Source organism: Pseudomonas benzopyrenica, assembly GCF_036884265.1.
Lineage (GTDB): Bacteria > Pseudomonadota > Gammaproteobacteria > Pseudomonadales > Pseudomonadaceae > Chryseomonas > Chryseomonas benzopyrenica.
In genome coordinates this window covers 4,576,033-4,589,480 of record NZ_CP145723.1, presented here as the reverse complement: position 1 = coordinate 4,589,480, position 13,448 = coordinate 4,576,033, and the positions used below count along the sequence as shown (strand labels likewise).

The following is a 13,448-nucleotide window of genomic DNA, read 5'->3' as shown; positions in this document are numbered from 1 at the left end:
CATCATGGCAATCGTAAAATGCAAGCCGACCTCCGCTGGCCGCCGCTTTGTGGTCAAGGTGGTCAACTCTGATCTGCACAAAGGCGCGCCCTACGCTCCTTTGCTGGAGAAGAAGAGCAAGTCCGGCGGCCGTAACAACAATGGTCGTATCACCACTCGCCACATCGGCGGTGGTCACAAGCAGCACTACCGTCTGGTCGATTTCCGTCGCAACAAGGATGGCATCCCTGCCGTCGTTGAGCGTATCGAATACGATCCGAACCGTACTGCACACATCGCTCTGCTGAAGTACGCCGATGGCGAACGTCGCTACATCATCGCTCCCAAGGGCGTTGCTGCCGGTGACCAGCTGCTGTCCGGCGCTGGCGCGCCCATCAAGGCTGGCAACAACCTGCCGCTGCGTAACGTGCCGGTCGGTAGCACCATCCACGGTATCGAGCTGAAGCCTGGCAAGGGCGCTCAGATCGCTCGCTCCGCGGGTACCTCCGCTCAGCTGGTCGCCCGCGAAGGCGCCTACGTCACCGTGCGTCTGCGCAGCGGTGAAATGCGCAAGGTGCTGTCCGAGTGCCGTGCCACCCTGGGCGAAGTGTCCAACGGTGAGCACAGCCTGCGTTCGCTGGGTAAGGCCGGTGCCACCCGCTGGCGTGGCGTGCGTCCGACCGTTCGTGGTGTCGCCATGAACCCGGTCGATCACCCGCACGGTGGTGGTGAAGGTCGTACTTCCGGTGGCCGTCATCCGGTTTCGCCGTGGGGCGTCAAGACCAAGGGTCTCAAGACGCGCTCCAACAAGCGTACCGACAAGATGATTGTCCGTCGCGGCAAGTAATCAGTAGAGGATTCGACTGTGCCCCGTTCTCTGAAGAAAGGTCCTTTTATCGATCTTCACCTGTTGAAGAAGATCGAAGTCGCGGTGGAAAAGAACGAACGCAAACCGATCAAGACCTGGTCGCGTCGTTCGATGATCCTGCCGCAAATGGTCGGCCTGACCATCGCTGTGCACAACGGTCGTCAACATGTCCCCGTTCTGGTGAACGAAGACATGGTCGGCCACAAACTCGGCGAGTTCGCTGCTACCCGCACCTATCGCGGTCATGCGGCTGACAAGAAAGCCAAGCGTTAAGGGGTAAGGACGATGGAAGTAGCCGCTAAGCTGTCGGGCGCTCGTATCTCCGCCCAGAAAGCCCGCTTGGTCGCCGACCAGATTCGCGGGAAGAAGGTGGGCGAAGCGCTCAACCTGTTGACTTTCAGCAGCAAGAAAGCCGCTGAGATCATGAAGAAGGTGCTGGAGTCGGCTGTTGCCAACGCCGAGCACAATGAAGGCGCCGACGTGGACGACCTGAAGGTCTCCACTGTCTTCGTAAACGAAGGTCGTTCGCTCAAGCGCATCATGCCGCGTGCCAAAGGTCGTGCTGATCGCATCGTGAAGCGGTCTTGCCATATCACGGTCAAGGTTGCGGACAAGTAACGGAGTCGATCAGATGGGTCAGAAAGTACATCCCAATGGCATTCGCCTGGGTATCGTCAAGGAGCACACTTCGGTCTGGTACGCGGATAAGCGCACTTATGCGGACTATCTGCTGGCCGACCTGAAGGTTCGTGAGTACCTCCAGGACAAACTAAAAAGCGCGTCCGTAAGCCGTATCGATATTCATCGCCCGGCTCAAACCGCACGCATCACCATCCACACCGCCCGTCCCGGTATCGTGATTGGCAAGAAAGGTGAGGATGTCGAGAAGCTGCGTCAGGACCTGACCGCAAGAATGGGTGTGCCCGTGCACATCAACATCGAAGAGATCCGCAAGCCGGAGCTCGACGGTGCCCTGGTTGCGCAGAGCGTTGCGCAGCAGCTTGAGCGTCGTGTGATGTTCCGTCGCGCCATGAAGCGCGCCGTACAGAACGCGATCCGCATTGGTGCCAAAGGCATCAAGATTCAGGTGAGCGGTCGTCTGGGCGGTGCTGAAATCGCCCGTACCGAGTGGTATCGCGAAGGTCGTGTGCCTCTGCACACCCTGCGTGCCGATATCGACTACGCCACTGCGGAAGCCCACACCACTTACGGTGTGATCGGTGTGAAGGTTTGGATCTTCAAGGGTGAGGTCATTGGTGGCCGCCAGGAAGAGCTCAAGCCCGTCGCCCCGGCTCCGCGCAAAAAAGCTGCTGCTAAGTAAGGAGTACGCAACATGCTGCAACCCAAGCGTACAAAATTCCGCAAGCAGATGACCGGCCACAACCGTGGTCTGGCTCATCGCGGTAGCAAGGTCAGCTTCGGCGAGTACGCGCTGAAGGCTGTCGGCCGTGGCCGTCTGACCGCTCGCCAGATCGAATCCGCACGTCGTGCGCTGACCCGTCACGTGAAGCGTGGCGGCAAGATCTGGATCCGCGTCTTCCCTGACAAGCCTGTCACCAAGAAGCCTCTCGAAGTGCGGATGGGTAAAGGTAAGGGTAGTGTCGAGTACTGGGTAGCCCAGATCCAGCCGGGCAAGGTCCTGTACGAGATCGAGGGTGTTTCCGAGGATCTGGCTCGTCAGGCATTCGCCCTGGCCGCTGCCAAGCTTCCGCTCGAAACCTCCTTTGTTAAGCGGACGGTGATGTGATGAAAGCGAAAGATTTGCGTGAGAAATCCGTAGAGGAGCTGAACGAGCAGCTTCTCAACCTGCTGCGTGACCAGTTCAATCTGCGTATGCAGAAGGCAACTGGCCAGTTGGGTCAGTCTCACATGCTCTCGCAAGTGAAGCGCGACATCGCTCGCGTCAAGACTGTGCTGAACCAGCAAGCAGGTAAGTGATCATGGCTGAAGCTGAAAAAACTGTCCGTACGCTGACCGGCCGAGTGGTCAGCGACAAGATGGACAAAACCGTCACCGTACTGATCGAGCGTCGCGTCAAGCACCCGATCTACGGCAAATACGTGAAGCGTTCCACCAAGCTGCACGCTCACGACGAAACCAATCAGTGCCGCATTGGTGACCTGGTCACCATTCGCGAAACCCGCCCGCTGGCCAAGACCAAGGCGTGGACCCTGGTTGACGTCGTCGAGCGCGCCGTTCAGGTATAAGGGTAGAGAGCCATGATCCAGACTCAATCCATGCTTGACGTCGCCGACAACAGCGGCGCTCGTCGCGTGATGTGCATCAAGGTGCTCGGCGGTTCCCACCGCCGTTACGCCGGCATTGGCGACATCATCAAAGTCACCGTCAAGGAAGCAATTCCGCGCGGCAAGGTGAAGAAAGGTCAGGTGATGACTGCTGTCGTCGTGCGTACCAAGCACGGCGTCCGCCGCACCGACGGTTCCATCATCCGCTTCGACGGCAACGCCGCGGTTCTGCTGAATAACAAGCAAGAGCCGATTGGCACCCGTATCTTTGGGCCGGTGACCCGTGAACTTCGCTCCGAGAAGTTCATGAAGATCGTCTCCCTTGCCCCCGAAGTGCTGTAAGGAGTAGCCGACATGCAAAAGATTCGTCGTGACGACGAGGTAATCGTCATTGCCGGCAAGGACAAGGGCAAGCGTGGCAAGGTGCTGAAGGTACTCGCCGATGACCGTCTGGTCGTTGGCGGGGTCAACCTGATCAAGCGCCACACCAAGCCCAACCCCATGCTGGGTGTTCAGGGTGGCATCGTAGAGAAAGAAGCCCCTCTGCATGTCTCCAACGTTGCCATTTTCAACTCCGAGACCAACAAGGCTGACCGCGTTGGTTTCAAAGTCGAAGACGGCAAGAAGATTCGTATCTTCAAGTCGACCCAAAAAGCGGTCCAGGCCTGAAGCTGCTAGGTAGATCACCATGGCTCGATTGAAAGAGATTTATCGGAAGGAAATCGCGCCCAAGCTGAAAGAGCAGCTTCAGCTGGGTAACGTGATGGAAGTTCCGCGCATCACCAAGATCACCTTGAACATGGGTCTGGGCGAAGCGGTCGGTGACAAGAAGATCATCGACAACGCCGTAGCTGACCTGGAAAAGATCGCTGGTCAAAAGCCGGTCGTGACTTATGCTCGCAATTCCATTGCTGGCTTCAAGATTCGCGAAGGCTGGCCGATTGGCGTCAAGGTGACCCTGCGTAGCGATCGCATGTATGAATTCCTGGATCGTCTGCTGTCCATCTCCCTGCCGCGCGTGCGTGACTTCCGCGGCCTGAATGCCAAGTCCTTCGACGGTCGCGGCAACTACAGCATGGGCGTGAAAGAGCAGATCATCTTCCCGGAAATCGATTACGACAAGATCGATGCGCTGCGTGGTATGGACATCACCCTGACCACCACCGCTCGTACCGACGAGGAAGGCCGTGCGCTGCTGCGCGCGTTCAACTTCCCGTTCCGTAACTGATTGAGGTCTTCAGATGGCTAAGCAAAGCATGATTAACCGCGAGCTGAAGCGTCAGCAGACGGTTGCCAAGTACGCCAAGAAGCGCGCCGAGCTGAAGGCGACCATCGGTAATGTCAACGCCTCCCCCGAGGACCGTTGGAATGCCCAGGTCGCCCTGCAGAAGCAGCCCCGTGACGCCAGCGCCAGCCGCATGCGTAACCGCTGCCGCCTGACCGGTCGTCCGCACGGCGTGTACCGTAAGTTCGGTCTGTCCCGCATCAAGCTGCGTGAAGCAGCCATGCGCGGTGACGTGCCCGGCCTGGTGAAGGCCAGCTGGTAACAGCTAGCGCCTTTCATCGCGGTAATTGAATCAAGCCCCTTTTGGGGCTTGATTCGTTTCAGGCCGATCTCTAGAATGCTCGGCTCGCCCGAATCGGCCTATTGCCGAGGGGTGATTTTTGAGAGCCGGTAGGCTCAATTTCTGTATTAGGAGCTAATAGCCCATGAGTATGCAGGACCCGTTAGCAGACATGCTAACTCGTATCCGTAATGCCCAGATGGCTGAAAAGGCCGTTGTGAGCATGCCTTCTTCCAAGCTGAAGGCTGCCGTTGCCAAAGTCCTCAAGGACGAAGGTTACATCGCGGATTTTCAGGTCAGCGCGGAATCCAAGCCGTCGCTGTCCATCGAGCTGAAGTACTTCGAAGGCAAGCCTGTCATCGAAGAGCTGAAGCGTAGCAGCCGTCCCGGTCTGCGCCAGTACAAAGCCGTTGACCAGCTGCCGAAAGTGCGTGGCGGTCTGGGCGTGTCGATCGTTTCCACCAACAAAGGTGTGATGACTGATCGCGCGGCCCGTGCTGCTGGTGTTGGCGGCGAAGTGCTCTGCACAGTCTTCTAAGGGGAATCAGCATGTCTCGCGTTGCTAAAAACCCTGTAAGACTGCCTGCAGGCGTCGAAGTTAATCTGGCCGGTCAGGCGCTTTCGATCAAGGGTGCCAAGGGCGCTCTGGAACTGAAGGTCCATCCGTCCGTTGAAGTCACTCAAGAGTCCGGTGAGCTGCGTTTCGCTGCTCGCAATGGCGATCAGCAGACCCGTGCGATGGCCGGCACTACCCGTGCCCTGGTCAACAACATGGTGGTCGGCGTCAGCCAGGGCTTCGAGCGCAAGCTGCAACTGGTCGGTGTGGGCTACAAGGCCCAGGCCAAAGGTCAGGTGCTGAACCTCGCTCTGGGCTTCTCTCACCCCGTGGACTACGACCTGCCGCAAGGCATCACCGCAGAAACCCCCAACCAGACCGAAATCCTGATCAAGGGTATCGACAAGCAGCTGGTCGGCCAGGTTGCGGCTGAGATTCGTGGTTTCCGTCCGCCGGAGCCTTACAAGGGCAAGGGTGTACGGTATGCCGACGAAGTCGTCCACCGTAAAGAAGCCAAGAAAAAGTAGGGCATAGCAAATGACCGTCAAGAAAGAAACCCGACTGCGTCGCGCTCGCAAGGCTCGCCTGAAGATGCGCGAACTGGAAGTGGTCCGTCTGTGCGTGTACCGCTCTTCCCAGCACATCTATGCCCAGGTCATCGCGGCCGACGGCAGCAAGGTCCTGGCCAGCGCTTCTACGTTGGACAAAGAACTGCGCGAAAGCGCTACCAGCAACGTCGAGGCGGCCAAGAAAGTTGGTCTGCTGGTCGCCGAGCGTGCCAAGGCCGCTGGCGTTACCCAGGTGGCCTTTGATCGTTCTGGCTTCAAGTACCATGGTCGCGTCAAAGCGCTGGCCGACGCTGCTCGTGAAGGCGGGCTGGAGTTCTAAGTCATGGCAAATAACGATCAAAAGCGCGACGAAGGCTACATCGAGAAGCTGGTTCAAGTTAACCGCGTAGCCAAAACCGTGAAAGGCGGCCGTATCTTCGCCTTCACCGCTCTGACCGTGGTTGGCGATGGCAAAGGCCGCGTTGGCTTCGGCCGTGGCAAGGCCCGTGAAGTGCCTGCCGCCATCCAGAAGGCTATGGAAGCTGCTCGCCGCAACATGATCCAGGTGGATCTGAACGGCACCACCCTGCAGTACCCCGTCAAGGCCGCCCATGGCGCCTCCAAGGTGTACATGCAGCCCGCTTCCGACGGTACCGGCATCATCGCCGGCGGTGCCATGCGCGCCGTGCTGGAAGTCGCTGGTGTGCAGAACGTCCTGGCCAAGTGCTACGGCTCCACCAACCCGGTAAACGTGGTGTACGCGACCTTTGAAGGTCTCAAGCACATGCAGGCGCCGGAAGCTGTTGCCGCCAAGCGTGGCAAGAGCGTCGAGGAGATTCTCTGATCATGGCTAACGCAACCGTTAAGGTCACGCTGATCAAGAGCGTCCACGGCCGTCTGGCCAATCACAAGGCTTGCGTCAAGGGTCTCGGCCTGCGTCGCATTGGTCACACCGTCGAAGTTCAGGACACCCCTGAGAATCGCGGCATGATCAACAAGGCCTATTACCTTCTGCGTGTGGAGGGTTAAATCATGAAATTGAATGATCTGCGTTCCGCTCCCGGCGCTCGCCGCGAGAAGCTGCGTCCCGGTCGTGGTATCGGTAGCGGCCTGGGCAAGACCGGTGGCCGTGGCCACAAGGGTCTGACCTCCCGTTCCGGTGGCAAGGTTGCCCCCGGTTTCGAGGGCGGCCAGCAGCCGCTGCACCGTCGTCTGCCCAAGTTCGGCTTCGTATCGCTGAAGGCCCTGGACCGCGCCGAGGTTCGTACCTCCGAGCTGGCCAAGGTTGATGTCGATGTGGTCGATCTGCAGGCGCTGAAAGACGCCAACGTGATCAGCCGTGACATCAAGCGTGTCAAGGTTGTGCTGTCCGGCGACGTCACTCGTGCCGTCACCCTGAAGGGCATTGGTGCCACCAAGGGTGCCCGTGCAGCCATCGAAGCAGCTGGCGGCAAGATCGAGGAATAAATGGCTAAGCAAGGTGCTCTCTCTGCGCTCAGCAAGACCGGTGGTATGTCCGAACTGTGGACCCGCCTCCGATTCCTGTTCCTGGCGATCATCGTCTACAGGATCGGTGCGCACATCCCTGTTCCGGGTATCAATCCCGATCAGCTGGCCGCACTGTTCAGGCAGAACGAGGGGACCATTCTTAGCCTCTTCAACATGTTCTCTGGCGGTGCGCTGGAGCGGATGAGCATCTTTGCCCTGGGGATCATGCCGTACATCTCGGCCTCGATCATCATGCAGCTGCTTACCGCGATCAGCCCACAGCTGGAGCAATTGAAGAAAGAGGGTGAGTCTGGTCGTCGCAAGATCAGCCAGTACACCCGTTACGGCACGCTGGTTCTGGCGCTCGTTCAGGCCACCGGGATGTCGGTAGGACTCGCCAGTCAGGGCGTCGCGTTCAGCGTGGGCTTCAGCTTCTATTTCGTCGCTGTCACCACGTTCGTCGCCGGCGCACTGTTCATGATGTGGCTGGGTGAGCAGATCACCGAGCGCGGTATCGGCAATGGCATCTCGATGCTGATCTTCGCTGGTATCGTCGCGGGCTTGCCTCGCGCCATCGGTCAGTCCTTCGAGTCGGCACGGCAGGGCGATATCAACATCTTCGCGCTGATCATGGTCGGTGTGGTGGCGGTCGCCATCATCGCCTTCGTGGTGTTCATCGAGCGTGGGCAGCGTCGTATCGCCGTGCACTACGCCAAGCGTCAGCAGGGCCGCAAGGTCTTCGCGGCGCAGAACAGCCATCTGCCGCTCAAGGTGAACATGGCCGGGGTCATCCCGGCGATCTTCGCCAGCAGCATCCTGCTGTTTCCGGCATCGCTCGGTTCGTGGTTCGGTCAGTCCGAAGGTCTCGGTTGGTTGCAGGACGTGGCTCAGGCCATCGCCCCCGGCCAACCGCTGAACATCTTGCTGTTTAGTGCAGGGATCATCTTCTTCTGCTTCTTCTATACGGCACTGATGTTCAACCCCAAGGATGTGGCGGAAAACCTGAAGAAATCCGGGGCGTTCATCCCGGGTATTCGTCCTGGTGAGCAGTCCGCGCGCTATATCGATGGCGTGCTGACCCGGCTGACCATGTTCGGTGCCCTGTACATGACGGCGGTGTGCTTGTTGCCCCAGTTCCTGGTGGTCGCGGCGAACGTGCCGTTCTATCTCGGCGGGACCTCGTTGCTGATCGTGGTGGTAGTGGTCATGGACTTCATGTCCCAGGTCCAGTCCCATCTCGTATCTCATCAATACGAGTCCCTGATGAAGAAAGCCAACCTGAAGGGCTACGGCAACGGCATGATGCGTTGAGCCGTTACTCGTAAGGTTAGAGGAGTTGTCATGAAAGTTCGTGCATCGGTCAAGAAGCTGTGCCGTAACTGCAAGATCATTCGCCGCGAAGGCGTCGTGCGCGTGATCTGCAGCGCTGAACCGCGTCACAAGCAGCGCCAAGGCTGAGTGTGAACCACGCGTCTAACCCGGCAGCTAGTGTGCTGCCGGGTTGATCATTTGTTCCTACAGCGTTAATATCGCGCGCCCTTTTCTTGGCTTCCGGGGCGTCGGTAGCTGTCAATTGGAGTTTTTCTGAATGGCCCGTATTGCAGGCGTCAACATTCCAGATAACAAGCATACTGTTATCTCGCTGACCTACATCTATGGTGTCGGTCGCACCACCTCTCAGAAGATCTGCGCGGCCACCGGCATCCAGCCGACCGCCAAGATCAAAGAACTGAGCGACGAGCAGGTCGATCAGCTGCGTAACGAGGTCGCCAAAATCCTCACCGAGGGTGACCTGCGCCGCGAAATCAACATGAACATCAAGCGCCTGATGGATCTGGGTTGCTACCGCGGTCTGCGTCACCGCCGTGGTCTGCCGGTCCGTGGTCAGCGCACCAAGACCAATGCCCGTACCCGTAAGGGCCCGCGCAAGCCGATCCGCAAGTAATCGCATCCGCGAATCGACAGGAATCTAGTCATGGCAAAACCTGCTGCTCGTCCTCGTAAGAAAGTCAAAAAGACAGTGGTTGATGGCATCGCCCACATCCATGCGTCTTTCAACAACACCATCGTGACCATCACCGATCGTCAGGGCAATGCGTTGTCCTGGGCGACCTCCGGTGGCTCCGGCTTCCGTGGCTCCCGTAAGAGCACCCCGTTCGCTGCCCAGATTGCAGCCGAACGTGCCGGCCAAGCCGCTCTGGAATATGGTCTGAAGAATCTGGACGTGAACGTCAAAGGTCCCGGCCCCGGCCGTGAGTCCGCTGTTCGCGCTCTGAATGCCTGTGGTTACAAGATCGCCAGCATCACCGACGTGACGCCTATCCCGCATAACGGGTGCCGTCCGCCGAAGAAGCGTCGCGTGTAATAGGAGACAGTGAGAAATGGCTCGTTACATTGGTCCCAAGTGCAAACTGTCCCGCCGCGAAGGCACTGACCTCTTCCTGAAGAGCGGCGCTCGTGCCCTCGACTCGAAGTGCAAGCTGGAAACCGTTCCTGGCCAGCATGGTCAGCGTCGCGGTCGTCTGTCCGACTACGGTCTGCAGCTGCGTGAAAAGCAGAAAGTCCGCCGTATCTATGGCGTGCTCGAGCGTCAGTTCGCCGGTTACTACCAGGAAGCTGCCCGTCGCAAGGGCGCTACCGGTGAGAACCTGCTGCAACTGCTCGAATGCCGTCTGGACAACGTGGTGTATCGCATGGGCTTCGGTGCCACTCGCGCCGAATCGCGCCAGCTGGTCTCCCACAAGTCGATCACCGTCAACGGTCAGACCGTCAACATTCCCTCCTATCAGGTCAAGGTCGGCGACGTCGTCGCGGTCCGTGAAAAGGCCAAAAACCAGCTGCGTATCGCTCAGGCTCTCGAGCTGTGCGGCCAGCGTGGCCGGGTTGAGTGGGTCGAAGTGAGCACCGAGAAAAAGGAAGGCACCTTCAAAAGCGTGCCGGCCCGTGGTGATCTCTCCGCCGACATCAACGAAAACCTGATTGTCGAGCTCTACTCCAAGTAAGGGCTAGAAAGTAGGTGCATCCATGCAGAGTTCGGTAAATGAGTTCCTGACCCCCCGCCATATCGATGTGCAGGCGGTTAGTCAGACCCGTGCCAAGATCACCCTCGAGCCTCTCGAGCGTGGTTTCGGCCATACCTTGGGCAACGCGCTGCGGCGTATCCTGTTGTCCTCCATGCCTGGCTGCGCGGTAGTCGAAGCAGAGATCGACGGTGTCCTGCACGAGTACAGCGCCATCGAAGGCGTGCAGGAAGACGTGATCGAGATCCTGCTCAACCTCAAGGGCCTGGCCATCAAGTTGCACGGCCGTGACGAAGTCACCCTGAGTCTGAGCAAGAAAGGTCAGGGGCCAGTTCTGGCCTCCGACATTCAGGTCGATCACGATGTCGAGATCGTCAACGGTGAGCACGTCATCGCCCACCTGGCGGACAACGGTTCGCTGAACATGAAGCTGAAAATCGCGCGCGGTCGTGGCTATGAGCCCGCCGATGCGCGTCAGAGCGAAGAAGACGAAACCCGCGCAATCGGTCGTCTCCAACTCGATGCTACGTTCAGCCCGGTTCGTCGCGTGGCCTATGTGGTGGAAAACGCCCGGGTCGAACAGCGTACCAACCTGGACAAGCTCGTGCTTGACCTGGAAACCAACGGTACCCTGGATCCGGAAGAAGCCATCCGCCGTGCCGCCACCATCCTGCAGCAGCAGCTGGCAGCCTTTGTCGACCTCAAGGGCGACAGCGAGCCGGTCGTGGTCGAGCAGGAAGACGAGATCGATCCGATCCTGCTGCGTCCGGTGGACGATCTGGAACTGACCGTTCGTTCGGCCAACTGCCTCAAGGCGGAGAACATCTACTACATCGGTGACCTGATTCAGCGTACCGAAGTGGAGCTGCTCAAGACCCCGAACCTGGGCAAGAAGTCCCTGACCGAAATCAAGGACGTTCTGGCCTCCCGTGGTCTGTCGCTCGGTATGCGCCTGGACAACTGGCCCCCTGCAAGCCTTAAGAAGGACGACAAGGCTACTGCCTGATCGTCATTGTTCACCGAACGATAGTTTGGGAAGGAATTTCAATCATGCGTCATCGTAAAAGTGGTCGTCATCTGAGCCGCACGAGCGCACACCGCAAGGCCATGTTCCAGAACATGGCTGTGTCGCTGTTCGAGCACGAGCTGATCAAAACTACCCTGCCGAAAGCCAAGGAACTGCGCCGCGTTGCCGAGCCGCTGATCACCCTGGCCAAGGAAGACAGCGTCGCCAACCGTCGCCTGGCTTTCGACCGTACCCGTTCGAAAGCTGCCGTCGGCAAGCTGTTCAATGACTTGGGCAAGCGCTACGCCAACCGTCCGGGTGGCTACCTGCGTATCCTGAAGTGCGGCTTCCGCGCTGGCGACAATGCGCCCATGGCGTATGTCGAGCTGATCGACCGTCCGGTCGGCGGTACCGTGGAACAGGCTGCTGAATAAGTAGCTGCGTTCTGGAAAAAGCCGGGCTCTTGCCCGGCTTTTTCATGCCCGCCTTTTGGCTATGGCAAGACGCTGCTCAGGTCCAGACAGTAGGATCTTGTGACTCAGGTTTTTCTATCAGGATGCTAGGATCAATAAATTAGTCCTAAAGTATCACCCCGGCGATACTTCCCTCAGGCGATCAGCCAACGCTTTCCAGAGGGAGATACCTGTGACCGATACCAAGATCCTCACCACTGCCAGCGGCATTCCGGTAGCCGACAACCAGAATTCCCGCACCGCCGGTCCGCGCGGTCCGCTGATGCTCGACGACTTCCATCTGATCGAGAAGCTGGCGCACTTCAACCGTGAAGTCATTCCCGAGCGGCGCGTTCATGCCAAGGGCTCCGCGGCCTACGGTACCTTTACCGTCACCCAGGACATCACCCACCTCACCAGCGCCAAGCTGTTCGCCAGTGTGGGCAAGCAGACCGAGACCATCCTGCGCTTTTCCACCGTGGGTGGTGAGCGCGGTTCGGCGGATACCGAGCGCGATCCCCGGGGTTTCGCCCTGAAGTTCTATACCGAAGAAGGCAACTGGGACATCGTCGGCAACAACACCCCGGTGTTCTTCATCCGCGATCCGCTCAAGTTTCCGGACTTCATCCATACCCAGAAGCGCGATCCCTGGAGCAACCTGAAGAGCTCCCAGATGATGTGGGACTTCTGGTCGCTGTCGCCCGAATCTTTGCATCAGGTGACCATCCTGTTTTCCGATCGCGGCATTCCGGATGGCTATCGCTTCATGCACGGCTTCGGTAGCCACACCTTCAGCCTGATCAACGCCCAGGGTGAGCGGCACTTCGTGAAGTTTCACTTCAAGAGCCAGCAGGGGATCAAGAACCTGGCACCGGCCGAGGCCGCACGGCTGGCCGGTACCGATCCGGATTACAGCCAGCGTGACCTGTTCCAGGCCATCGAGCGCGGTGAATTCCCGCGCTGGAAGATGTGCATCCAGGTAATGAGCGAGCAGGAGGCAGCCGGTCGCGCCGAGAATCCTTTCGATGTGACCAAGGTGTGGTCGCAGCAGCAGTATCCGTTGCAGGAAGTCGGGGTGCTGGAGCTCAACCGCAATCCGCAGAACTATTTCGCCGAGGTGGAGCAGGCCTCCTTCGCACCGAGCAACGTGGTGCCGGGCATAGGGCTGTCGCCTGATCGCATGCTGCAAGGCCGGGTGTTCGCCTATGCCGACGCCCAGCGCTATCGCGTAGGGACCAACTATCAGCAGCTACCGGTCAACGCACCGCGCTGCCCCTATGCCAACAATCAGCGCGATGGCGCCATGCGCTTCGATGGCAATGGCGGTTCGCAGCCGAACTACGAGCCGAACAGCTATGGGCATACGCCCAAGCAGGCGCCGCAGTATCGCGAGCCGGCGCTGAACTTCGCCGGCCCCGCCGATCGCTACGATCACCGGGTGGACGAGGATTACTTCAGTCAGGCCGGCGCGCTGTTCCGCCTGATGAATGCCGACCAGCAAGCACTGCTGATCAACAACATCGTCGGCGCCCTGGGCTCTGTGACTCGTGATGTGCAAACGCGGCAGATCGGTCACTTCCTCAAGGCCGATCCCGCCTATGGCATGGGCGTGGCCAAGGGCCTGGGGATAGATCCCAGCGAAGTGGCCTGATCCAGGGATAGGAAGGAGCCCGGCGAATGCCGGGTTTTCTTCGTCCGTCAAAAAAGTGCGGGAAAGGCT

General features: G+C 59.1%; 25 protein-coding genes. All 25 read left to right on the top strand.

Translation table 11 applies throughout. The features are described from left to right. Window positions 1–4: 4 nt before the first annotated feature. The 25 genes from rplB to V6W80_RS21635 all read left to right on the top strand — a co-directional run bounded on the left by rplB (window position 5) and on the right by V6W80_RS21635 (window position 13,379). On the top strand, window positions 5–826 hold the full coding sequence (rplB, locus tag V6W80_RS21755) for a 50S ribosomal protein L2 (RefSeq protein ID WP_007161248.1): 822 nt from the start codon (window positions 5–7) through the stop codon (window positions 824–826). A gap of 18 nt (window positions 827–844) precedes the next feature. Then, on the top strand, window positions 845–1,120 hold the full coding sequence (rpsS, locus tag V6W80_RS21750) for a 30S ribosomal protein S19 (protein WP_007161247.1): 276 nt from the start codon (window positions 845–847) through the stop codon (window positions 1,118–1,120). A gap of 12 nt (window positions 1,121–1,132) precedes the next feature. Beyond that, window positions 1,133–1,465, top strand: coding sequence for a 50S ribosomal protein L22 (rplV, locus tag V6W80_RS21745; RefSeq protein ID WP_007161246.1), 333 nt, complete (start codon window positions 1,133–1,135; stop codon window positions 1,463–1,465). A 13-nt stretch (window positions 1,466–1,478) separates the two neighbouring features. Continuing rightward, window positions 1,479–2,168, top strand: a complete 690-nt coding sequence (gene rpsC / locus V6W80_RS21740; RefSeq protein ID WP_007161245.1) for a 30S ribosomal protein S3 — start codon at window positions 1,479–1,481, stop codon at window positions 2,166–2,168. 12 nt (window positions 2,169–2,180) lie between these two features. Continuing rightward, window positions 2,181–2,594: a 50S ribosomal protein L16 gene (gene rplP / locus V6W80_RS21735; RefSeq protein ID WP_017640282.1), complete on the top strand. Its 414-nt coding sequence runs from the start codon at window positions 2,181–2,183 to the stop codon at window positions 2,592–2,594. Further along, a complete protein-coding gene (rpmC, locus tag V6W80_RS21730; protein ID WP_007161243.1) occupies window positions 2,594–2,785 on the top strand; it encodes a 50S ribosomal protein L29 in 192 nt (63 codons plus the stop codon). The genes rplP and rpmC overlap by 1 nt, the downstream gene beginning before the upstream one ends. Before the next feature lie 2 nt (window positions 2,786–2,787). Further along, a complete protein-coding gene (gene rpsQ / locus V6W80_RS21725; RefSeq protein ID WP_007161242.1) occupies window positions 2,788–3,054 on the top strand; it encodes a 30S ribosomal protein S17 in 267 nt (88 codons plus the stop codon). Window positions 3,055–3,066: 12 nt separating this feature from the next. Further along, complete coding sequence (rplN, locus tag V6W80_RS21720) at window positions 3,067–3,435, top strand: 50S ribosomal protein L14 (RefSeq protein ID WP_007161241.1); 369 nt, start codon at window positions 3,067–3,069, stop codon at window positions 3,433–3,435. A 12-nt stretch (window positions 3,436–3,447) separates the two neighbouring features. Further along, window positions 3,448–3,762 (top strand): 50S ribosomal protein L24, encoded by a 315-nt coding sequence (gene rplX, locus V6W80_RS21715; RefSeq protein WP_017640283.1) that lies wholly within the window; start codon window positions 3,448–3,450, stop codon window positions 3,760–3,762. A 19-nt stretch (window positions 3,763–3,781) separates the two neighbouring features. Continuing rightward, window positions 3,782–4,321: a 50S ribosomal protein L5 gene (rplE, locus tag V6W80_RS21710; protein ID WP_007161239.1), complete on the top strand. Its 540-nt coding sequence runs from the start codon at window positions 3,782–3,784 to the stop codon at window positions 4,319–4,321. A 13-nt stretch (window positions 4,322–4,334) separates the two neighbouring features. Then, on the top strand, window positions 4,335–4,640 hold the full coding sequence (gene rpsN, locus V6W80_RS21705) for a 30S ribosomal protein S14 (RefSeq protein WP_017640284.1): 306 nt from the start codon (window positions 4,335–4,337) through the stop codon (window positions 4,638–4,640). Window positions 4,641–4,803: 163 nt separating this feature from the next. Beyond that, the gene (gene rpsH, locus V6W80_RS21700) at window positions 4,804–5,196 is read left to right on the top strand and encodes a 30S ribosomal protein S8 (protein WP_017640285.1); all 393 of its coding nucleotides are present in this window, start codon (window positions 4,804–4,806) and stop codon (window positions 5,194–5,196) included. 11 nt (window positions 5,197–5,207) lie between these two features. Continuing rightward, window positions 5,208–5,741, top strand: coding sequence for a 50S ribosomal protein L6 (rplF, locus tag V6W80_RS21695; RefSeq protein WP_017640286.1), 534 nt, complete (start codon window positions 5,208–5,210; stop codon window positions 5,739–5,741). Window positions 5,742–5,751: 10 nt separating this feature from the next. Then, entirely contained in the window at window positions 5,752–6,102 is a 351-nt protein-coding gene (rplR, locus tag V6W80_RS21690) for a 50S ribosomal protein L18 (RefSeq protein ID WP_007161235.1), read from the top strand. A gap of 3 nt (window positions 6,103–6,105) precedes the next feature. After that, window positions 6,106–6,606, top strand: coding sequence for a 30S ribosomal protein S5 (gene rpsE, locus V6W80_RS21685; protein WP_007161234.1), 501 nt, complete (start codon window positions 6,106–6,108; stop codon window positions 6,604–6,606). Window positions 6,607–6,608: 2 nt separating this feature from the next. After that, complete coding sequence (rpmD, locus tag V6W80_RS21680; RefSeq protein ID WP_007161233.1) at window positions 6,609–6,791, top strand: 50S ribosomal protein L30; 183 nt, start codon at window positions 6,609–6,611, stop codon at window positions 6,789–6,791. 3 nt (window positions 6,792–6,794) lie between these two features. Further along, entirely contained in the window at window positions 6,795–7,229 is a 435-nt protein-coding gene (gene rplO / locus V6W80_RS21675; protein WP_007161232.1) for a 50S ribosomal protein L15, read from the top strand. Beyond that, window positions 7,230–8,561 (top strand): preprotein translocase subunit SecY, encoded by a 1,332-nt coding sequence (secY, locus tag V6W80_RS21670; protein ID WP_026083755.1) that lies wholly within the window; start codon window positions 7,230–7,232, stop codon window positions 8,559–8,561. Window positions 8,562–8,591: 30 nt separating this feature from the next. Further along, window positions 8,592–8,708 (top strand): 50S ribosomal protein L36, encoded by a 117-nt coding sequence (rpmJ, locus tag V6W80_RS21665; RefSeq protein WP_002555468.1) that lies wholly within the window; start codon window positions 8,592–8,594, stop codon window positions 8,706–8,708. 130 nt (window positions 8,709–8,838) lie between these two features. Then, on the top strand, window positions 8,839–9,195 hold the full coding sequence (rpsM, locus tag V6W80_RS21660; RefSeq protein WP_017640288.1) for a 30S ribosomal protein S13: 357 nt from the start codon (window positions 8,839–8,841) through the stop codon (window positions 9,193–9,195). 30 nt (window positions 9,196–9,225) lie between these two features. After that, window positions 9,226–9,615, top strand: coding sequence for a 30S ribosomal protein S11 (gene rpsK, locus V6W80_RS21655; RefSeq protein WP_003281811.1), 390 nt, complete (start codon window positions 9,226–9,228; stop codon window positions 9,613–9,615). A gap of 16 nt (window positions 9,616–9,631) precedes the next feature. Further along, window positions 9,632–10,252 (top strand): 30S ribosomal protein S4, encoded by a 621-nt coding sequence (gene rpsD, locus V6W80_RS21650; protein WP_017640289.1) that lies wholly within the window; start codon window positions 9,632–9,634, stop codon window positions 10,250–10,252. A 22-nt stretch (window positions 10,253–10,274) separates the two neighbouring features. Next, complete coding sequence (locus V6W80_RS21645; RefSeq protein ID WP_059316454.1) at window positions 10,275–11,276, top strand: DNA-directed RNA polymerase subunit alpha; 1,002 nt, start codon at window positions 10,275–10,277, stop codon at window positions 11,274–11,276. Window positions 11,277–11,320: 44 nt separating this feature from the next. After that, window positions 11,321–11,710 carry a 50S ribosomal protein L17 gene (rplQ, locus tag V6W80_RS21640; RefSeq protein ID WP_007161227.1) on the top strand — a complete coding sequence of 130 codons (390 nt, stop codon included), beginning with the start codon at window positions 11,321–11,323 and terminating at the stop codon, window positions 11,708–11,710. Window positions 11,711–11,921: 211 nt separating this feature from the next. Beyond that, window positions 11,922–13,379, top strand: coding sequence for a catalase (locus V6W80_RS21635; RefSeq protein ID WP_338545363.1), 1,458 nt, complete (start codon window positions 11,922–11,924; stop codon window positions 13,377–13,379). Window positions 13,380–13,448 lie beyond the last annotated feature (69 nt).